At 52.1% G+C, this 21,902-nt stretch carries 17 protein-coding genes; 4 read left to right on the plus strand and 13 right to left on the minus strand.

The annotated features are described in order from the left end of the window. Positions 1-432: 432 nt before the first annotated feature. The 4 genes from pulA (at position 433) to P7079_RS00425 (ending at position 11,875) form a co-directional block, all read left to right on the plus strand. A complete protein-coding gene (pulA, locus tag P7079_RS00410; RefSeq protein WP_278012873.1) occupies positions 433-8,259 on the plus strand; it encodes a pullulanase-type alpha-1,6-glucosidase in 7,827 nt (2,608 codons plus the stop codon). A 520-nt stretch (positions 8,260-8,779) separates the two neighbouring features. Next, positions 8,780-9,727 carry a 2-dehydropantoate 2-reductase gene (locus tag P7079_RS00415; RefSeq protein WP_278012874.1) on the plus strand — a complete coding sequence of 316 codons (948 nt, stop codon included), beginning with the start codon at positions 8,780-8,782 and terminating at the stop codon, positions 9,725-9,727. A gap of 26 nt (positions 9,728-9,753) precedes the next feature. Then, a complete protein-coding gene (locus P7079_RS00420) occupies positions 9,754-10,794 on the plus strand; it encodes a PTS sugar transporter subunit IIC (protein WP_278012875.1) in 1,041 nt (346 codons plus the stop codon). A 118-nt stretch (positions 10,795-10,912) separates the two neighbouring features. Beyond that, positions 10,913-11,875: a sugar-binding transcriptional regulator gene (locus P7079_RS00425; protein ID WP_278012876.1), complete on the plus strand. Its 963-nt coding sequence runs from the start codon at positions 10,913-10,915 to the stop codon at positions 11,873-11,875. A gap of 79 nt (positions 11,876-11,954) precedes the next feature. Here the strand turns inward: P7079_RS00425 and P7079_RS00430 are convergent, their stop codons facing one another. The 13 genes from P7079_RS00430 to P7079_RS00490 all read right to left on the minus strand — a co-directional run bounded on the left by P7079_RS00430 (position 11,955) and on the right by P7079_RS00490 (position 21,869). Further along, positions 11,955-13,334, minus strand: coding sequence for an MFS transporter (locus P7079_RS00430; protein ID WP_278012877.1), 1,380 nt, complete (start codon positions 13,332-13,334; stop codon positions 11,955-11,957). Positions 13,335-13,368: 34 nt separating this feature from the next. Continuing rightward, positions 13,369-13,956 carry a PfkB family carbohydrate kinase gene (locus P7079_RS00435; RefSeq protein WP_376986997.1) on the minus strand — a complete coding sequence of 196 codons (588 nt, stop codon included), beginning with the start codon at positions 13,954-13,956 and terminating at the stop codon, positions 13,369-13,371. Between the two features lie 16 nt (positions 13,957-13,972). Continuing rightward, a complete protein-coding gene (locus P7079_RS00440; RefSeq protein WP_278012879.1) occupies positions 13,973-14,479 on the minus strand; it encodes a carbohydrate kinase family protein in 507 nt (168 codons plus the stop codon). After that, entirely contained in the window at positions 14,476-15,141 is a 666-nt protein-coding gene (eda, locus tag P7079_RS00445) for a bifunctional 4-hydroxy-2-oxoglutarate aldolase/2-dehydro-3-deoxy-phosphogluconate aldolase (protein ID WP_278012880.1), read from the minus strand. The genes P7079_RS00440 and eda overlap by 4 nt, the downstream gene beginning before the upstream one ends. Positions 15,142-15,289: 148 nt before the next feature. Beyond that, positions 15,290-16,078: an IclR family transcriptional regulator gene (locus P7079_RS00450; RefSeq protein WP_278012881.1), complete on the minus strand. Its 789-nt coding sequence runs from the start codon at positions 16,076-16,078 to the stop codon at positions 15,290-15,292. An 82-nt stretch (positions 16,079-16,160) separates the two neighbouring features. After that, entirely contained in the window at positions 16,161-16,463 is a 303-nt protein-coding gene (locus tag P7079_RS00455; protein ID WP_340689364.1) for a DAK2 domain-containing protein, read from the minus strand. A 163-nt stretch (positions 16,464-16,626) separates the two neighbouring features. Next, on the minus strand, positions 16,627-17,253 hold the full coding sequence (locus tag P7079_RS00460; protein ID WP_278012882.1) for a dihydroxyacetone kinase subunit L: 627 nt from the start codon (positions 17,251-17,253) through the stop codon (positions 16,627-16,629). Positions 17,254-17,269: 16 nt separating this feature from the next. After that, positions 17,270-18,277 (minus strand): dihydroxyacetone kinase subunit DhaK, encoded by a 1,008-nt coding sequence (locus tag P7079_RS00465; RefSeq protein ID WP_278012883.1) that lies wholly within the window; start codon positions 18,275-18,277, stop codon positions 17,270-17,272. Between the two features lie 24 nt (positions 18,278-18,301). Next, entirely contained in the window at positions 18,302-18,955 is a 654-nt protein-coding gene (locus P7079_RS00470) for a histidine phosphatase family protein (protein ID WP_278012884.1), read from the minus strand. Position 18,956: 1 nt separating this feature from the next. Further along, positions 18,957-19,631, minus strand: a complete 675-nt coding sequence (locus P7079_RS00475) for a class II aldolase/adducin family protein (protein WP_278012885.1) — start codon at positions 19,629-19,631, stop codon at positions 18,957-18,959. 35 nt (positions 19,632-19,666) lie between these two features. Next, positions 19,667-21,028 carry a PTS galactitol transporter subunit IIC gene (locus P7079_RS00480; RefSeq protein WP_278012886.1) on the minus strand — a complete coding sequence of 454 codons (1,362 nt, stop codon included), beginning with the start codon at positions 21,026-21,028 and terminating at the stop codon, positions 19,667-19,669. A 30-nt stretch (positions 21,029-21,058) separates the two neighbouring features. Continuing rightward, the gene (locus P7079_RS00485; RefSeq protein WP_278012887.1) at positions 21,059-21,352 is read right to left on the minus strand and encodes a PTS sugar transporter subunit IIB; all 294 of its coding nucleotides are present in this window, start codon (positions 21,350-21,352) and stop codon (positions 21,059-21,061) included. A 46-nt stretch (positions 21,353-21,398) separates the two neighbouring features. Beyond that, positions 21,399-21,869 (minus strand): PTS sugar transporter subunit IIA, encoded by a 471-nt coding sequence (locus tag P7079_RS00490; RefSeq protein ID WP_278012888.1) that lies wholly within the window; start codon positions 21,867-21,869, stop codon positions 21,399-21,401. Positions 21,870-21,902: the final 33 nt, after the last annotated feature.

Genomic DNA, 21,902 nt, shown 5'->3' on the forward strand with positions numbered 1-21,902 from the left:
ACATCACAATAATTGCGTGTATTTGTCGGCGGTTCCTCTGGCTGTATCAAGCGGGTATTGATCTGCAATTTGTGGATTTTTGACCGGATGCACCCATCGACATCAATGGCGATAGCGGACTGTTTCTTTTCAAGAAAATCTTGGGAGAGAAAACTCTGACCTCTTTAAGAAAACAACAAGTGACAAAGAGATTATTGAGAGATTCGCGGGCGTTTTTATTCATGGTTGCGCCCTGTAATACTTTCAACATCAACCCATGCAAGATTTCTGAAATTGTTTACGTTGTCTCACTTGTCGTGTTACGCTGACGGTGTACTTGGGGACACGCGCGCCTACTTATCCACGCTGGCTGTCTCCCTCGTTAAAAGTCAATGTTGATGAAGCGAGTAGAACCTTTCGACGCCGGAGTCGGGAGGATTGAGGTAGGAAAATATGGTGCATCATGCCAACAATTTGCGCATACTTAAACCACTGAAAATTTTTGCAGTACTGACGGGAACAATCGCTCTCGTTTTCGGTATGTTGACCCAAATTCCCGCATATGCGGCGGCGCCGATTTCGGTGATTGTGACGGGTGATTTCCTGCCAGATGTTACGGCTGACAAATGTGAGAAGTGGGCTACCTCCTGTGATGCTACGGAGATGGCACCTCTAGCGCAGTGGCCAGGCATCTACGAAAAGGAACTCAATATCCCGGCTGGTGATTGGAAGTACAAGATCAAGGCCGACGCTCAGTGGCGCTCCAACGAGGGCGAAAATAACATGGCACTTTCGATCCAGAAACCCATGAAAGTGGTCTTCCAGTACGACTCTTTCTCTGGGCACATCGGAATCCGTTTGCCCGAGTACAAAAAGCCCGACGTCGGTGAGACCGGTGTGCCCGCGCCCGTGCGTAACGGCTCCAACGAGTCCTTCTATTTCGTCATCACCGATCGTTTCGCGAATGGCAACAAGGCCAATGATGATGGCCACTATGGCTCTGATCCGATGAAATCCGGCTTCGACCCGAAGCGAATCGGTTTTTATCATGGTGGTGACATTGCCGGTCTTCGCCAAAAACTTGACTACATCAAGAACCTCGGCGCGACGGCGATCTGGATGACTCCGTCGTTCGTTAACCAGCCCGTTCAGGGTTCGGGCGACGATGCTTCCGCCGGTTACCACGGCTATTGGACGACGGACTTTACAAGAATTGACCCGCATTTGGGCAGCAACGAGGAACTTAAGCAACTCATTAGGGAAGCTCACGAAAAGAACCTCAAGGTCTACTTTGACATCATCATTAACCACACAGCCGATCTGATCAAGCTCTCTGACAAACCACAGTACATCGACACCTTGCGTGTGCCATACAAGGATAAGGAGGGCAACCCAGTCGATCTACTCAAACCAACATCAGGTAAATTCCCGGGTATCGACCCGAAGTCCTTCCCCTATGAGCCAAAGCGAATCGGGGCTGTGAAGCCTGAATCTTTGATGGACACTTCCCTCTACCACAACCGTGGCGATGGAAAATTTGAGGGTAAGGACGAATCCTTTACCCTCGGCGATTTCTTTGGCCTCGATGATCTGATGACCGAAGATCCGCGCGTCGTCAAAGCGATGACCGATATCTACAACACATGGGCGCGTACCGGAATCGACGGCTTCCGAATCGACACCGTCAAGCATGTGAACTTCGACTTCTGGAAGCAGTGGACCGAAGCCGTCCAAAAGACTGGCCGTCAGGCGAATAAGGACTTCTTCATGTTCGGCGAGGTCTACAACACCGACGCGCGTGACCTGGCCCCGTATTCGCGTAACACCCATATGGGCGGCACACTCGACTTCGCTTTCCAGTCTTCGGCACTCGACTTCCTCAAGGGCGGCAAGACTGACTCGCTTTCCGGCCTCTTCGCTGCCGACGACATGTACACTACCCCGACGTCGTCTGCGAACGACCAGCCCACCTTCCTCGGTAACCACGATATGGGCCGCATCGGATACCTCCTGGGTATGGGCCTCGATAAGCGCCTGGAACGTTCGATCCTCGGCCACCAACTGATGTTTCTTACGCGAGGGCAACCGGTTGTGTACTACGGCGACGAGCAGGGCTTCGTCGGCGTCGGCAAGGAAAAGGACGGTACGCAGAAAGGCGATGACAAGCACGCTCGCCAGTCGCTATTCGCCTCTCAAGTTGGCGAATATACCGATCAGGATCTGCTCACTGGCGGCAAGGTCGGTAGTGTCGATCATTACGATACCAACGCGAAGATTTATCAGAAGATTTCTGAAGTTTCGAAGTTGCGTCGCGAAAACAAGGGCTTAAAGAACGGCGAACAGATCGAGCTTTACAAGCAAGAGGGCGGCGGCCCCGGTATCTACGCTTTCGCTCGCGTGGACCGCTCTGATCACACTGAATATGTCGTGGCTGTTAACAATACGGAATCTGAAAAATCGGCCACCTTCAAAACCCTCACGCCCGGCGCACATTACACCGGCCTGCTTGGTGAAAAGAAGGACGACCGTCAGTCAGGTGCAGACGGCACCTTTACGGTGAATGTGCCTGCGTTCGGTGCGGTCGTTTACAAGGCAGATAAGACCGTAGCGACGCCCAAGCAGCAGACGATCACTCTTGATGTACAAAAGGGTGGCGCGGTTCGTTCCACGACGACGACGCTCGACGGCCAGCCCAACGTCCAGTTTGCTTTGGCGGGAGTAAGTGCAACTCTCGCTGAGAATACCTGGGCGGAAACCTCCTTCTCCTGGCGAAGGATGGGCGATACCGACTGGAAGCCGCTCGGAGTTGATACCTCTGGTGCCCACCCGCGTGTTTTTCATGATGTGCAGGGGCTGCCGGCCGGCGCGCTTGTGGAATACCGGGCGGTGTCGAAAGACGCAGCTGGTCATACCGTTACCGATGTTCAGTATGCTTCGGTGAATATCGACCAGCGTGAAATTAACACCGCGAAGAAAAATTCAATGCTGGGAAAGGTCACCATTCCAGGAGATCATGGCAAGGCTCTTGGCTGCGAAAACGACTGGGATCCGGCCTGTGACAAGTTGGTTCTCGAAAAAGAGAAAGACTCTGGTTGGTATACCGGTACCTTTACTCTTGAACCCGGAACCTACACGTACAAGATCGCCAAAGACGGTACCTGGAACGAAAACTATGGCATGAATGGTGCCCGTTCTGGTGTACCTGACGGGAACAATGCCGAGTACAAAATTTATTCAAAGACTCCGGTGACCTTTTACTACAACCCGGAAACTCACGAGTTCTTCAATACATCTCAGCATCCTGCCTACACTCTTCCGGGAGACTTTGGAAAACAATTGGGATGCACCGGAGAGAAAGAAGGAAATTGGGATCCCGCATGTTTAAAAACGCTCATGAGTGATCCTGATGGAGATGGCGAATATACATTCTCTACGCTCGACATTCCCGCTGGCTCCATTCAGGTGAAAGCTACCGAGAATCTGAAATGGGGCACTGGAGAGATCGGGTGTAATGGTGGTAATTGTGGATTTGAAGTTAAAACGGACCGCCTGACTGTTTTTCATCTCAAGCCTAGCGAGAAGAGACTTTGGGTTACAGATGAGGATCCAACATCGGATATGAAGTACCAGGCTCACTGGCTTGATCGCGAAACTTTCGCGTGGCCGTCGGCCCTCGGAAATGACGGCTCCTGGACGCTTTACAGTTCCACGGACGGCAAGCTCAAGGTTGAAGGCGGCAAGGTAACCGGAGCAGATTACACGGTTCCACTGCAGAAGAAAGCAAGCGGACTGAGCCAAGCGCTTCGCAAGCAGGATCCGCAGCTGCGCTCCTACGTCGCCCTTGAACCCAAGGAGAAAATTGCAAACATTGAGGAAATTCTCAAGGGTGAAGTGCGCATCGTCTATTCGACCTTGAATGGTGTGCCGCAGTACTCGGCCGGTGTTCAGATTCCGCGAATCCTCGATGTGCTCTATGCAGAGCAAGCATCTAAGCGTCAAATGGGTGTCTCTTTCGAAAAGGGTGGAACAACCCCGACTCTCGCACTGTGGGCACCGACCGCACAAAACGTCGAGCTGCAACTTTTCAATGCACCGGATGCACGTGGCGTAGTAAGCGGAGAGCCGACGAAGACCCTGCCGATGCATCGAGAGGAGGATGGCTCGTGGACGATCACGGGAGATGAATCTTGGATTGACCGTCCGTACAGGTATAACGTGAAGGTTTACGTTCCAACGATTGCCGTTAATCTCAAAGATGACAATCAGAAGGACAAGGCCGGAAAGGTTGTCACACAATCGGTGACTGACCCGAATTCCACTGCGCTCTCGGTCAACTCCACCCATTCGGTGATCGCAAACCTCAACGATCCGAAGTGGGCGCCGGCTGGCTGGCCGGGCACACCACCGGTACTGAAGAACTTCTCCGAGCACGCGATCTATGAGCTGCATGTGCGTGATTTCTCGATCGCGGATAAAACGGTTCCCGATGGTGAGCGCGGAACCTACAAGGCATTTACGCGCCCTCATTCGGATGGCATGAAGCATCTCAAGAAGCTCTCGGAAGCGGGAATGAATACGATTCACCTCCTGCCAACCAATGACATCGGCTCGATTCCAGAACTTCGCACAGAACAGAAGATTCCGGCGATCCCCAAAGATGCTGGCCGCGATCATGCCGAACAGCAGAAGGCCGTCGGCGAAGTCAAAGATAAAGATGGTTTCAACTGGGGCTACGACCCCTACCACTACACAACTCCCGAAGGTTCCTACGCCACCAACGGCAACCAGTACGGCGGCGCACGAACCAAGGAATACCGTGAGATGGTTGCGGGCCTGCATCAAGCCGGCTATCAGGTCATCCTCGACCAGGTGTTCAACCACACCTACGCAGCTGCGCAGGACGAGAAGTCAGTGTTCGAGAAGATCGTGCCGGGCTACTACCACCGCCTCGATCTCGAAGGCAACACCATGAACACTCCGTGCTGTGCCGAGGTAGCAACTGAGCACGCCATGATGGAAGACCTCATGATCGATTCGCTCGTCACCTGGGCGAAGACCTACAAAGTTGACGGTTTCCGCTTCGACCTCATGGGCTTCCATTCGCGAGTGAATATGGAGAAGATTCGTTCCGCGCTCAACAAGCTGACGATGGCCAACGACGGCGTCAACGGCCAGAAGATGTACCTGTACGGGGAGGGCTGGAATTTCGGTTCGGTGAAGGACAATGCCCGATTCGTCCAGGCCAGCCAAGGTAAGCTCCGTGGAACGGGCATCGGTTCTTTCAACGATCACCTGCGCGACGGCGTACACGGTCACGGAAATAACAAGTATCTCCAAGGCTTCGGAAATGGACTATGGTCGGATCCGAATGGAAAAGACGGAGCGAATGCTGGAAACGGCGCTGAGAAGGCACTCCAAGACAAAGCAGATATGATCCGTCTCGGTCTGGCTGGAAACCTTGCCGACTACGCTTTCTACAATTTCGACGGAACTTGGCGCTCCGGTAGTCAGATGAATGGCATGGGATACGCGGCGGAGCCGTACGAATCCGTGAACTACGTGGACGCTCATGACAATGAAACGCTCTACGATTTCAACGCATGGGCGCTGCCAGAGAACACCTCGATGGCGGACCGCGTGCGAATGAATACGCTGTCTCTTGCCACCGTGGCACTCGGACAGTCCCCGATGTTCTGGCACGCTGGAACGGATATTCTGCGATCAAAGTCGCTGGATCGCAATTCCTACAACTCTGGCGATCACTTCAACAAGATCGATTGGAGCTTGGAGACAAACAACTTCGGAATCGGACTTCCTCCTGAGTGGGATAACAACCCGAAGGATAAGCCGGAGGAACAACAGTGGACAAAGATGGCTGCGCTGTTGAGAAATACCAACCTCACCCCGAAGAAGGCCGACATGGAAAGTGCCTCTCGTCAGGCACTCGACCTCCTCCGCCTGCGTAAATCCAGCCCGCTGTTCACTCTCGGATCAGCGGCGCTCATCAAGGATCGCGTCACCTTCCCTGACGCCGGATCGTTCGCAGCTCCTGGTCTGCTGATGATGCGAATCACCGATCCGAAGCAACCACTCAACCACAGATCCTTAGTCGGTGGCGACATTGACCCCGAGCGCAACGATATCCTTGTCGTCTTCAATGCTACGAAGTCGGAACAAACTAAGTCGATCAATGCTCTCAAGGGCATCAACTTCACCTTGTCAAAGATCCAGCAGAATGGAACCGACGATGTCGTGAAGAAATCGGCTTTTGAACCGAAGGAAGGCAAGGTGACGGTTCCGCCGCGTACGGTTGCCGTGTTTGAAGCCCTCGCTGACAACACCATTCCCGTCGTTCATGTTACCCCAGCTGTAGTGGACCTCGAACTCGGTGCCAGCGAGCCTGACGTCATGACCGGAGTCACCGCTACCGATGCGGCCGATGCAGCTGACACGCTCATCATCCAACATGACGGAGTTGTGGATACGTCAAAGGTGGGCGAGTACAAGGTGCTCTACAAGGCCATTGATCCGGCCGGAAACATTTCCGACTCGGTATCGCGCACCTACCGTGTCCTTGATCGCGTAGCGCCAGTGGTGAGCATCGATCCGGTGAATGTCAATCTATCGGTCGGTGAGAAGGTATCGTCTGTGCTCACGGGCGTGAGTGCGAAGGACGCCATCGACGGCGATCTGCCGCTTAAGAGCATCAAGTTCGCAATCGAGGCCCCCAACGGAGTCGCAACCATTGACGGGGACTCTTTCGTCGCAAACAAGCCTGGCATCGTCACCGTCACCTACAAAGCGACCGACAAAGCCGGCAACGTCTCCGAGCCGGTGGTACGAAAGTACGTTATCTCCGACGTCGAGCAGCCCATCGTGACGGTTGCTCCAGAGAAGATCGAGGTTCCGCTTGGTGGCGTTGTGCCGAACCTGCTCGAGGGCGTGAGTGCAAAGGACGGCGTCGATGGGGATCTTGCAGCAGACGCAATCACGGCGGTTGTGGATCAGCCCGCCGTCTTCACGCAGGGTAAGACGGCGGATACGCAAGGGACTTTCACCGTCACCTACACGGCGAAAGACAAAGCAGGTAATACCTCGCAGCCCAAGACACGCACATACATTGTGAAAGACAAGGTGGCGCCGGTACTCACTGTTGAACCGAAGGACGTAGAAGTGCAGGTCGGCGCCCCGATTGGACACGCTGATTTCCTCAAGGGCGTCAGTGCAAAGGACAACGTTGACGGGCCGATCGCTAACATTGCCGTGGCTGGAGTGAGCGAAGTTTCGACTGCCAAGGCGGGTACATTCACGATCACCTATACCGTCACGGATAAGGCCGGAAATCAGACGACGGTGAAGCGCACCTACCGGATTATCGACACCACGGTGCCTGTGATGAGCGCAGAGCCGACGAGCGTGAAAATTGCTCAAGGCGCACCGCTGCCAAACCTGCTCGACGGTGTCACAGCTACCGATAACTCTGGAGAAGATCTCAAGATTATTGTTCACGGAAGCGTTGATACTGCCAAGGCAGGAACCTACGAGGTGACATACGAGGTGCGCGATAGTGCCGGCAACGTCGGTAAGACAAAGCGCGTGTACACCGTGGTTGCTGAATCGAATGCTCCTGGAGATGAATCGGGTGGAAATACCCCAGGTGTTGCTGAGCCTGGCGATGTTGAACCGGGTGGAAATACCCCAGGTGTTGCTGAGCCTGGCGATGTTGAACCGGGCGGAGAGCGGCCTGGGGGAGAGCAGCCGGGTAAGGAACAACCGAGTAAGGAACAGCCGGGTGGTCAGCAACCAGGTGAGGGTGAACCGGGTCAGAATCTATCGGGTGATGGTCAAAGCGACAACCAACCCAGCCAGCCCAGTGGAGAGCCGAGTCAGAATCTATCGGGTGATGACCAAAGCGACAACCAGCCCAGCCAGCCCAGTGGAGAGCCGGGTCAGTTGGGTGATGACCAGCCCAGCCAACCTAGTGGAGATGAAACAGGGGGCGAGCCTGGAGACGATGCCACAGAGCATTCTGACCACGGTGGCAAAGGATCTTATGGTTCGGATGGTGGCGCACCAACACCTGAACAAGGTCAGCCACAGGCCGATCCGGAGGCCACGCCAGTCCCAACTCCAACCCCAGGTCTTACCTCGAAGACTGCTCCTGACAAGGCACATCATTTGAGTGCGACAGGCTCCGAGACGATGCCGCTCATCGTTTTCGCCCTCATCGCTGTGGCATTTGGTGTAGCTGTCCGGATGGCTCGTCGTTCCGAAAACTAGAAAAGTAGGACGCCGAGTAACAAAAGAAAGGAGTGCTGTGGTGGAATTTGCACCACAGCACTCCTTTATTGCACCGTTGTCGGGCTGCTTCTTGAGGGTGCTCTAGCAGTGTTGGGGGTGCGATGAGGAAGCGCGGAAATCCCAGCGGCGTTATTATCCATTCTGATCGTGGATCGCAATTCCGCTCGAAGAAATATTGAAGGTACTTATCACCGTAAACGCCGTCAACGGTCACTAGGTCAATTGACTCCAGTGAGTACGAGGTTCTCATGAAACAAGGCGTGTCACTCGCTGCTGCAGCTTTGTTTTTGGATATTAGCTAGGTAAGCCCCTCATTGCATACAGATTCATATCAAAAAAGAGCTTTAAGTTCTTTTGTGCGAATATCGGCACTCATTGCCCCATTTTTGTGTCATTTAAAAGGATATTATCCTCACAAATTGTAATGACATTAATAACGTGTGGAAGAATCATATTTTGACAAAACAAGCTTTAAACATAGCAAAAGGGAGATGAAGACATGAAAATAACGATCGCGGGTGCCGGCGCTATGGGAAGTCGCCTAGCTATTGCGTTGGCAGAAAAGGGTCAGGATGTGCAAGTTGTCGATAGCTGGCAGGAGCATGTTGATGCTATCCGCGGCCGCGGTCTTATTGCTGATTGTGAGGGGCAAGAAAAAATTGTTCGCTTGCCGGCCTATCATATGAACTCTATTCCAAAAGAACTATCAGCTGACTTAATCATTGTCTTAACAAAAGCAATGCAGCTTGATGGCATGTTAAACAAAATTCAAACGATGATCCATTCAGATACTCAAGTACTTTGCCTGCTCAATGGCATTGGACATGAGGAAGTTATCGAAAAATACGTTGCAAGAGAGAACATTTTGCTCGGCAATACTATGTGGACGGCTGGTATGGAAGGCCCAGGTCGTGTCAAGCTTTTTGGTGATGGCTTTATCGTCATGAAAAATCTGGTTGATCAAGAAAAAGCTGTTGAAAAAGCCCACGAAGTCGCAAAGATCCTCTCAGACGCTGGATTAAACGCTAGCTATTCTCAAGATATTCTGTATGCCATCTATAAAAAAGCCTGTGTGAACGGCACGATGAATGGCTTGTGTACCTTACTATCAAGCAACATGGCTGATTTCGGGCAAACGCGCGCTTCTCACGATATTCTCACCGCCATCGTCAGCGAATTTGCGGCTGTGGCTGAGGTTGAAGGGGTTCATCTCGAAGTGGCAGACATCGTTAAATACATCGAAGAATCTTGCTACAACCGCGAAACCATAGGTTTACATCATCCATCCATGTATCAAGATCTCATCATCAATAAGCGTTCCACCGAGATCGATTACATCAACGGTGCTGTTGTTCGTAAAGGTAAACGCTATGGTATCGCAACCCCATACTGCCAATTCTTAACCCAGCTCATTCATAGCAAAGAAGATCTTCTCGACGCTAAATAACCCTCTACGGAGAGAAAAACATACCAATGAAAGAAATTCCAACGCCAAAACTCTTTTTCGATAAAGTCTTATCTGGTACTGCCTTAGGCGTTATTATCGGTTTGATTCCAAATGCGGTTTTATCCGCTATCCTCAAATATTTTGATAATCCTATTGCTGTCCAGATCACTCAAGTTGCTGTGATTATCCAACTAGCAACTCCATTGATTATCGGTGCCCTAGTCGCATGGCAATTTGGTCTGAAGCCTATGCCTATTATGGTCACCGCTGCTTCTTCGTTTGTTGCCTCTGGTGTCATCACATTCAACCCAGAGCTAAAGGCATATGTTGGTAGCGGAACTGGCGATTTGATTAATACGATGATTACGGCGTCTATCGCTGTTTTGCTCTTTTTATGGGTCAAAGATAGATTCGGCTCTGTTGCTGTGATTGCCGCTCCCATTTTAATCGGCGTCGGCTCTGCCTTTATCGGCGTGCTGCTCTTACCCTTTGTTGCTCAATTTACGGCAAGTATTGGCAATCTTGTCAACACCTTTACTACTCTCCAGCCGATTGTCATGTCAATCTTGATAGCGATGTCCTTTGCTTTCTTGATTATCTCACCGATGTCTACTGTAGCTATTGGTTTAGCCATTCAATTAAATGGTCTAGCTGCTGGAGCTTCGGCCTTGGGGGTTGCTGCGACTACTGCTGCATTGATTATTCACTCACTTCGTGTCAATAAATCTGGAGTAACACTTGCCATCGCTCTTGGGGGCATGAAAACCATGATGCCCAATCTCTTTAAATACCCTATTATCCTGTTACCCTGTTTAGTAACAGCTATCATATCCGCCATTCCCGTTGCCCTCTTTTCAGTCAGTGGTACACCTCAATCAGCAGGATTTGGGCTTGTTGGGCTAGTTGGCCCTCTAGCCTCTCTTGATGCTGGACTGAATTTCTTCCTCATGCTGATAGTGTGGTTCCTCATTCCCTTCTCAGCAGCTTTTCTTACCCAAATTGTCTTTGAAAAAATCTTGAAAATTTATGACTCTTCTATCGTTTTTAAATTTCAAGAAGGCGATTAGAACTTGCGACGTGAAGTGGCCCAGAGTTTTCGTCTTTCTTTCTGATTTGATAGGAAACTCTGGGCCACTTTATGGTTCTTTTCCTCGTATCAGCTGTCCGTGGAATTAGACTTATGCTATGGCCAGGCATTATAAGCGTGAGGATATTCAGTTACTTCTTCAGGTAGCTCGAATGTATTACGATCTTGAGCTCACGCAGGTGGAGATCGCTCAAAAAATTGGGTATTCGCGTCCGAGTGTTTCGCGGTTGCTTGATCGTGCTCGGAAAATTGGGGTCGTGCGTGTCCAGATTTCCCACCCTTTTGAATTGCTGTTCAATCTCGAAAGCGAACTGAAAAAGTTTTTGCCACTCAAAGTTATTCGTGTGACAGACCCAAGCTCGGGAGATTCCCTCGACGCGATTGGTCGGGCTGCAGCAGAACTCCTCGTCAGCGTTGTGGACGACGGCGAAGTTATTGCGATGGGAAACGGGCGTTCTCTTGCTGCCGTGGCACGTCACGTGCCTTTTGTTCCTAAGCCGCGATGCACTGTTGTTCAGCTTCTCGGGTCGTTGCCTGGTGGCCGACCAGAATTTGGCCGTGATTCTTCAACGATTTGTAACATGGTCGCTGGTCAACTTGGGGCAACGAGTGTTCGTATGCCTGTGCCGCTTTTCGTTGACAATCCAGCTCTTCTCCAACCGTTGTTACGTGAAGAGCGCGTGGCGAGTACCCTTGCGCTCGCATCACGTGCGCATGTCGCCGTCGTCGGTGTCGCCGACGTTGAAACGGAACCATCCGACTCGAACGTGCTCAGCCAACAACTCTCGCGCGAGTCGCTTCAGGTCTTGCGTAATCGTGGAGGAGTGGGGCACGTTCTTGACCAGATCTATAACGAAAAGGGTGAAGTCATCCACACATCGCTCACCGAACGCACGATTGCGTTGCCGTTAGCACAACTGCGTGAAGTTCCTCTTGTTATTGGTGTTGCGTCCTCGAAAAGGAAGGCGCAAGCGATTATTTCTGGGATTCGTGGCGGAATTCTTACTGGCCTGGTCACTGATACAGATACTGCGCGCGAAATCCTCCGGCTTATTTCCTGACAAAGCATTGAAACCAGGAAGTAGCAAGATGAGTTGGGGAGAACAAAAACATTTGCCCCCCAACTCATCTCGTAGTGAATCAAGCAATCAAGTGTTCTTTCGCTGTGTGCGCCTCACCGTCTACTGCGTCATGCAGCATTGTCAGGTCACGGTCAAGGGTTTCTGGGGCATAGAACGAGGCAATTGTTGTACACATCATCGTGAATGCCATGTAGAGGGCAACTGGCCACCACATGTCGAATGCAAGTAATAGAGCTGAAGAAATCATGGGGGCAATTCCGCCACCAAGCACTGAACTCAGTTCCCTCGCAAGAGTCACGCCGGTGTAACGGTAACGGGTGCCGAAAAGTTCTGGGAAGTATGCCATCTGTACTCCAACGTTTCCGTATGCAGCGAACCAGTAGCCGAGGCATACGGCGAATGCCATGAAGAATACTGTTCCCGAGGAAAGCGCAGTGAAGTAGATGAACGGCAGAAAAATACCAGAAGCTGCGATAAGGATATATATTGGCTTTCGCCCGAAATGATCCGACATACGTCCCCAGAAGTAGGCGCTGACCATACCCACAAGCGCGCCGATCAGCTGGATATCGGTGATGGTTGATTTATCCACAAAATCTGAGGTTCCGGGGACTAGCACATGTGCGGTGACGAAGGTGACGAAGAATGTCTGGACTGTATAAGACTGGGTATTGGGCCCCCAATTCATCGCCGCAACAAGAAGGATGCGCTTCCAACCACTCTTGACTGCAGTAGACAGTGGTGCGGAGGTTGCTTTGTTAACTTCCGTATTTTTCTGCATCTGTTGGAAGACAGGCGATTCACTCATCTTTTGTCGGATGATCCAAGCGGCAAAGGTGATGAGGATAGAGAGCCAAAAGACGATTCTCCATCCCCAATCGATGAACATATGCTTTGGCATGAACCACTGGATCACGGCGAAGAACAGTGTGCCGATGACAGTTCCTGCGGCTGCGCCAATCATGACGACTGATGCGCGCCGGCCACGTTTTCCTATGTGTGCAGATTCTGTGAGAAGGGTAGCTCCACCTGCTTGTTCCGCTCCTGCGCCAAATCCTTGTGCTAGACGCAGCGTGAAAAGAAGAATAGGCGCAAGTAAACCAATTGTCTGATGGCCGGGAAGGCACCCAATCAAAAACGTTGCACCGCCCATGAGGAACAGAGTAGAAACGAGCACCCACTTACGGCCATGTTTTTCTCCGAAATGAGAAAAGAATATTCCACCTACCGGTCGTGCGAGAAATCCCACTGCGTAGCCGGCAAAAGCCATGAGCGCACCTGCAAGAGGTGAGGACTCTGGGAAAAAGACGGAAGGGAACACAAGTGCTGCGGCTAAGCCGTAGATAGCAAAATCGAATTGTTCCAGCATGGTACCGAGGCCACATGCAAGAACGGTTCGCCTTTCTGCTCGTGCATCGAGCTTTAATGAGGATGTCATCATTGACCTTTCTGATTAATTTATCTGTTGTGGATTAGCGAACGACTCGTGCATTGCCGCCGTCGGCCAGCTTGAGTACATCCGAAAGAGTCGCCATCGAAGTGTCTCCTGGCGTTGTCATCGCAAGTGCTCCGTGAGCAGCGCCGAGATTAACTGCACGTTTTAGAGAGCTACCAGTGATAAGGCCATAAATGAGGCCAGAAGCGAAAGAGTCGCCGCCGCCCACTCTGTCAAAAATTTCGAGAGAGTCACGTTGTATTGCCTGCACTAGTCCATCTTCACGAGACCAGGCGATTGCACCCCAATCATTTGAGCTTGCGCTTCGGACAGCTCGTAGAGTAGTGGCAATGACTTTAAAATTGGGGTAATCTGCGGCAACTTTCTCGATCATCTTTCCGAAAGAGTCAACAGGAAGTGAAGAAAGGTCCTTGTCGACGCCTGAGATCTGGTAACCGAGAGCGGCAGTAAAGTCTTCTTCGTTTCCGATCATGACATCTACGTATTGAGCAAGTTCACGGTTCACCTCTTGTGCTCGTTCAATGCCGCCTTGGTTTGCCCATAAGCTAGGTCGGTAATTGAGATCGTAAGAGATTATTGTGCCGTGGCGGTGAGCTATTTCCATGACTTTTAGTGCTGTTTCAGCTGATTGATGACTGAGTGCCGCATATATGCCTCCAGTATGAAGCCAACGCACACCGGCATCGGAAAAAAACTCTTTCAAGATCGAGGTCATCAGCTTTCATCTGTGAAATCGCAGTGTTTCCTCGGTCAGAAACACCGACTGCGCCGCGGACCCCGAATCCACGTTCAGTGAAGTTGAGTCCGTTGCGTGCCGATCGGCCCACGCCATCTGATTCCGCCCAATAAATAAGGGAAGTATCGACTCCTCCTGTCATCATGAAATCTTCGATAAGGTGTCCGATTTCGTTGTCCACTAATGCAGTAATAGTTCCGGTACGGAGGTTAAATACTTTGCGCAAACCACGCACGACGTTGTATTCGCCACCGCCTTCCCAAGCGTCAAAGGTGCGAGCATTTCTGATTCTGCGTGCGCCTGGATCGAGACGAAGCATGACTTCACCCAACGATAATGCGTCGAATTGGCACTGATCAGCGGGGAGGATATTGAGATTCCGAACTGTCATGACCGCTCCTTTCTATAGTTACCTACAGTGGAAACTGCATGAGTGATGAGGTCAACAAGTTGATCGACAGCGCCTGAGTTCACCAGCTGTGATGGAACCATCCAGCTTCCGCCTATTGCGCGGACGCAGTCTAAGTCCAGGTATTCATGAGCATTTTCAGCACTAATTCCGCCCGTAGGGAGGAAACTGGCCTGCTGAAATGCGCTTGAGAGTGCTTTGATTGTCTTCGCTCCTCCTGCAGCGGATGCGGGGAAGAATTTAACCGTGGTCAAACCAAATTTGAGTGCTTGCATGAGCTCAGTCGCCGTGGAAACACCAGGTAAACAGGGGATACCGATTTGCTGGCATCGTTCGATGACGTCGCGATCCAGTCCCGGGGAGACAATAAAACGTGCGCCGGCAGCGGTCGCTTGTTCGACCCGTTCTGGCGTAAGGACTGTTCCGGCGCCAACCAAAATATCTTGGCGGTTGGCGAGTGCGCGTATCGCGTCGGATGCAGCGGAAGTTCGAAAAGTTACTTCCGCAACAGGCAGACCTCCGCGGATCAGAGCTTCCCCCAGAGAGTCAGCATATTGAGCGTCGTCAATAACGACGACTGGAACAATCTTATGGGCAGTAACTTCTGATAATTCACAGAATCCTGCCGACTTCTTGTTAGCCACCTTACTAACCTCATTTCATTCAGTGAAATATGCACTTCGCTGTGTGAAACGATTATTGCGCGCACTAGGGTGATGAGTCAACTTCGTTAAATGAAAAGAGCACACTTCAGATGCAGAGTGTGCTCCTTGGAGGCTGATTTTTATGAGCCTACAGTGCTAAAACTCGTTGGTATCCCTCAGGGAGATAGGCATCAATTATCTGGAATGATGAAGCGGCGATTTCATCCATCTGTTCCAGGCTCATACGTGCAGCAGGAGCCGTAACGGAGATGGCAACAATCTCACCATCGGGTCGAGATATCGGGAATCCGACACATGCCACATCTGCTTCATTCTCTTGGATCTCCCGTGACCAACCGATATGTTTGGCGCGGTCAACTTCTGCCGTGAAGTGGTGAAGCAGGGCTAGCCGATTTTCAATTTCTTCGGGAATGAATGCGCCGAGTAACGTCTCATTGATATCTTGTCCAGCCAGAATTGCGCGGCCGAGTGCAGTGGTATAGGCATATGCAGTTTGTCCAATTTTCGAGCGAACAGTGATTGCTCGATCAGGCTCGATTTTTTCGATATATCGGATTTGGTCTCCGCAGAGCATTCCAAGGTGAATAAGTTCGTGACTAGAACGCGACAGAGCTGCGAGTACTGGCTGTAAATCGCGGCGCGTAGAAACATCTCGTGGAAAATGATGCATTGCAGAAAGAGCTGACGCTCCTAGAGAATAATTTCCATTTTCGGAGTTCTGCGTTGCGAATCCGCGCAATTTCATCGTATGTAAGACGCGATAGATTGTTGATTTATTTGACCCTACTAGCTGGGACAGCTCTGCCAGAGAAATGCCTTTCGTTCCAGCCTCAGCGAGCACAGTTAATACCGAGAGAGCGCGGTCGATTGCGGCAATTGGTGCTGGAGCTGTGGAACGTTCCTCAGAATTCTGCATAGAGAGATATTAGCATCGTCACTAAATACTATGGTCTAGCTGGAATCGAGGAAAGTCTCGATCCTCGCTATACGCATGTCACCTACTTCTCGGCGGCTCGCGCGATCCCTTCGATAATCAGTTTCCCGACCACCGAGCCTCCGTCGAGCACTCCGACACTACGAGCCGCAGCGAATGCTGCACGCCCGTGTACCGCCGTCATCGTTGTCGTTAACTCAGACCCTGCGGCAGCAGCTTTTGCTGCCGCAGCGAAAGCCCGCTTTAGGGTGGCGGGAGATGCGGGCCTGTACGATGGTGGCGGTGAGTGTGGCGCGAGTATGACGTGATCGATCGGCTTGCACTCGTGGCCGGTGAGATGGTTCGGATAGGCCCAGCCAATTCCCAGGGGTTGTTTTTAACAACTATCGTGAGTTGTTTTCAACAACTCTTCCCGGAATTTTTGACGCGGATGATGTGAAAACGGCGTAATTCCAAAGAAAATTAGTTGTTTTTACTCCGAAATTAGTTGTTTTTACTCCGAAAATAGTTGTTATTACTTGTCAAAACACTCATCTTGCATCCTCGGCAGCTCGCGCGATCCCTTCGATAATCAGTTTCCCGACCACCGAGCCTCCGTCGAGCACTCCGACACTACGAGCCGCAGTGAATGCTGCGCGCCCGTGTACCGCCGTCATCGTTGTCGTTAACTCAGACCCTGCGGCAGCAGCTTTTGCTGCCGCAGCGAAAGCCTCGGCAGCGCCAGCAGTAGCAGACGCACGCAGCGTTTCGATTGCGGGGGCCAATGCGTCGAGGATCGTTTTCTCTCCTGGCTTCGAACCCGCCTTGACCTCAATATTCTCGACGCCGGCTGCCAAAGCTTCGATCACCTGCGGCAAATCTGCCGTCAAGTGCCCGCGCAACGATTTCGCCATTCCCATCAGGCCAAAGCTCAGGATCGTGCCGAGCGACGACGGTGCCGCGGCGTTGAGCACCTTGGCAGCGCCTCGAAGTCCCTGACCCAGATCAGGATCAACTTCGCCGTTGTAGTATTCGTCGAGTGCCCGGAATCCGTCATCCATCGAAATACCGAGGTCTCCGTCGCCATTGACCTGATCGAGCTCGATTAAATAATCACGATTTTGACGCATAAGAGCGCTGATCTCACGCAATGCTCGAGCGAACGTGGTGTTATCCATGTTTCTCCTCCCGCCCCTATTTATTGATATTCGTGTAGAACGGTGTGCGAGCAGGCGCCTGAAGCAACTCAAGCAACTCGTCGTCAAGCTTGAAGACAGTGACAGACAGCCCGGCCATCTCCATCGATGTCGCAAATTCCCCGATATGGGGCATCACAACCTCCACACCTTGTTCAGCGAGAAGGCGATGAACCGTTCGATACACGATGTACTGTTCCTCAAGTGGAGTACCTCCCAGTCCATTGATCAAGACTGACACTCGATCAGAAGCCGTAAGCGGCATATCCTCTTCGATCTTGGCGACGATGAGCTGCGCGATCTCGTCAGCCCGCATCATCTTTCGCACCTCAATGCCAGCCTCGCCGTGAATCCCCATCCCGATTTCGATTTCGTCGTCGGCAATCGTGAAGCCAGGCTTTCCAACCTTGGGAACGATTGTCGGTGTCAGGGCCACCCCCATCGTTCGAATATTCGCTAGCGCTCGCTGAGTGACCTCCACGACTGCGTCGAGGTCGCGTCCCTCGTCGGCTGCGGCTCCGGCGATCTTGTAGGCGTAGACGATCCCAGCCACCCCGCGACGCTTATTCGCCATCTCGTGACTTGCACTGGCGACATCGTCGGCGGCGACAACCGCGCGAGTGGCGATATCGTCGAATTCGACATCTTCCATCGCCATCTGGAAGTTGAATAGATCGCCGTTGTAATTACCGAAAAGGCAGACGACCCCCGAGCCACGATCACATGCGCGGATCATCTGGGCCATCTTTTCCGCCGACGGCGAGGCAAAGACTTCCCCGATTGCGCAGCCGTCGAGCATTCCCTGGCCAACGTAGCCCAAGAATAGTGGTAGGTGGCCAGAGCCTCCGGCAGTCACGATCCCGACTTTTCCTTCACGAGTAGGGTAGTTCGACACCAATATCCGAAAGTCGTCATTTAAGAGTTTGACTTTGTCCCCGTGGGCTAAAACAATGCCTTCCATTGTGTCTCGAACGAAAGAATCGGGAGTATTCAAAATTTTCTTCATGGCATTCTCCTTTGAACGCAGTTACTAATTTTCCGCCACACCCCACGCTGCGCGCAGGAGGTGGGGATACGGCTCAAGATGTGCATAGTCGTTGAGTCGTTCGAGTCGATACTCGACGCCGGTAGGAGTGACATGGGCGACGAGTTCGGTAATGGAGGTGTTCTCAAGGTTTCGTGCGAGGTTCCGCCACCGCGACATCGGGGCGTGCGCCGCGTGTGAGGCAATCGCACGGATGACGCCGCCGTGCGTCACGATCACCACGCGTTCGTGTTTGCAGCGAACAATCTCGTCGAACACGGCGATCGAACGTTGTAGAACCTGCGAAATATTTTCTCCTCCCGGGTAGGAAAGATCGAGATCCATTCGAGACTGTGCTCGTTTGAAATCCGCGAAGCTTACGGCGATTTCCTCATCGGTGAGGCCTTCCATGTCGCCAAAATTTAGTTCTCTCAGCGCGGGGTGAACCACTGTGCCTAACCCGAGAACCTCGTCGATAATCGCAGCGGTTTCGTGAGCCCTCATCATGGTGGATGAAAAGAGGGCATCGATGTCCCAACCAGCCAGGCGTTCGCCGACTAAGCGCGCTTGCTCGCGGCCTTCGAGCGACAGATCCACATCCACGTTGCAACGCTTATCACTTTGCCGCCCGTGCCTGATCAAGTAGAGATGGGTGGCCATTTCATGACCTCGCATTGGGGAAGGTGATCTGAGACGGGTAGGCCCACTTACCTAGTTCTGCCTGCTCAAAGTGGGTGGGTTCTTTGCCGCCGTTTGCTGTGAGCGTGTGATGATAAAGCTCGGCCAGTTCTTCGATGTAGGAAGCCTTGAGGAATGCCTCGTAGATGTTTCCTGAATCTACGGCGACCGTCCCATGCTGTGCCAGCAACATGCAGTCCGCTTCCATCACGGCGTTGCCAACATAATCAGCGAGTGCCTGAGTGCCGGGACGAGCGTAGGGAACCACCGGAATACGCGCTTTGGTGAGCCCGAGATTTGCGACCTCGTAGACGATTGCGGGAATTGGACGATTCAGTACAGACATCGCAGTGGCGTACATCGAATGCGTATGCACGATCGCCCTGACCTCTGGGCGCTTATTGTAAATGGCGATGTGCATGAGGACTTCGCTTGTGGGGCGCAAGCCAGATTCGTTTTCAATGACTTGCGCATCCAGATTCATCACGACGACGTCGCGGGCGGACATGAGATCACGGTCAAGTCCCGTCGGGGAGACAACGAGGAGCCCGGTTTCCTCATCGCGGATGGAGAAGTTCCCCGACTTGTGTTTGCACAGGCCATCGTGTTGGGCGCGTTTTGCGATTTCGCAGAGATCCTTTTTCAGAGATTCAAGCATGTCATGCTCCTTTGGTGGAAAATTTGAGTGGCAGATTAGGCATTGCGTGCTGCCAGTGCTTCTTTGCGCTCGCGGATGAGTGCGCGTGAGTAGATCACGAACGAGACTAGCCATGCGATGAAAATCGCTAGCGGAATCCAGTTGCCTTGCACGATTTGCGGGATGTGAGAGAACGCGTAGGTGAAAATCGGGGCGTCCGTGCTCGAATTTGAAATCAGCTGGTTCGCCGTGAGATCGATTGCCTTGGTCTGACGCGCCAGCTGCGTCATAATCGGCGCAAAAGCCGTCCCAACGTAGAGGAATACCGGGGCAAAAACGGTGCATTGGATGAGCATCCGGATAATGTTGCCCTTCGAGGCGAAGTAAGCGGCGACGGCGATTGCGATGTTGATGATTCCAGCGAACGGCAACAAACCATTGCTGGGGAGAATGAATGAGTACAGAAGAGTGATCGGGATAGTCCAGATGACGGCCAACCAGATTTCGTTTGCGCCGCCAAGGAATGGCCAGTCAAGGCCAACCCAGAGCTGGCGATCCTTGAAACGTTTTTGCATGTATTCGCTGATGGCATTGGAGATCGGCTCAAGAGCTTGCATGAAGTACTTCGAAATCACTGGGAAGAGGGTGAGGGCAGCTGCGGCCGAAATTCCTAAAGTGAGGGTTTGGGGCACGGAGAAACGAGCCAAGATGCCAAACAAGACACCGAGAATAAAACCGAGTACATGGTTTTCTGCGAAAATTCCGACTTTCTCGCGAAGGTCAGCGGCGTTGAAAGACCGATCCAGTCCAGGGATCTTACGCAACAACACATCGAGAAGGTGCATCGGTGCAGCGAGAAATACCATGCGGTGAGTAATTGTCACTCCAGGGATTCCCGACATTTGCTCGACGCGATACTGGTGGTAGTCCGCCGTCTTGAGCTCAAATATCGTTTGAATGGCAGCGAAGAGGAAAGCAAGCCAGATTGACTTGGTGAAGTAGTAAACGGCGACAGCAGTGAAGATCTTGCCCCACACGTTCCATAGGTCCGCATTGAAAGTCTGAGTTTTGTTGATCAGAATCAGCACGATATTGATACCCACCACCAGCGGGAACATAATGAACGCCCACGGCCATGACCACGAAATCGTTGACATCGTGGTCCAGCCGCCGTCGGTGATCGGCAGGCTCACGCCGGTGGTTTTTGCCATTGTCTCGGCTGCTGGGGTGATCGCTGAAGTCATGAAGTTGATCAACATTGACATACCAGTGAAGGCGACGCCGAGCGTGATGCCTGCGGAAATAGCGTCCTTGATCTTCATCTTCACGATCAGACCGGCGACGATAATAATAATGGGGACGAAGATTGCTGCTCCAAGTGAGAGCAGGAAATTCACTACATTTTGAAGAATTTGCATGTGTCAGCCCTCTTTTCGTGACGGGCGAGCTTACTTGCTCTCGAAGTTTTTAATGGCCTCGACGAGTTTCGCGAACTCGGCATCTTGGCCCATGCCAGTGAGGAATGCGATTCCGTTGATCGTGGGGATGTCTCGGGTTTTTCCGTCGCGCACGATCGTGATATAGGCGGCAGCGTCTGTGAGGTAACGATCAACTGACTTTAAATCAACTGCTTGAACTGATGCAGCGATCTTTGCTTCTTTGAGTAGACGATTGACCTTGCTTGCAACTGTTTGTGATGTTGCGACGCCACTTCCGCATGCGACGATGACATTCGTTGTCATGATTTTCTCCTCATCATTGAGTGTTGATAGTGGTGGAATGGATGAATTAGTCGGCGAACCCGTCGAGGGAACGCACTGCAGCAAAGAAATCTGTTTCGGTCGTGGCCGTGTTGAGGCGTTCCATATAGTGGGGAGCCATGAAATTCTTCAGAAGTAGCTGGAGAACTTTGACGTGGCCGTCGTCGTGAGTGAAACCAAGCATGAAAATGTAACGCACAGGATGCGTGGCGTCATTGTTGCCCATTTCGTGCCATTCAACGGCAGTGGCAAGTCGTGTCACTGCGATGAACGGGGTGATCACGTGCTCAATATCTGAATGGGGGATGGCAATCGCTTCCGGTACCGTCGGGAGTGCGGTGGGGTATTTTTCCTCACGCTTGAGAATGGCTTGTCGAAAACTTGGTCGAACGTAACCGAGCTTTTCAAGCTTGGTGACCATTTGTTGGAAAAAGTCCTCTCGATCGGTCACCTGCCAATCAAGTTGAATCAATTCTTCCTTGATGAGATCGCGGTTCATTACTTTCTCCTCATTGAGTTAGTTATTCACCAC

The sequence above is a fragment of the Arcanobacterium canis genome (genome assembly GCF_029625435.1).
Lineage (GTDB): Bacteria > Actinomycetota > Actinomycetes > Actinomycetales > Actinomycetaceae > Arcanobacterium > Arcanobacterium canis.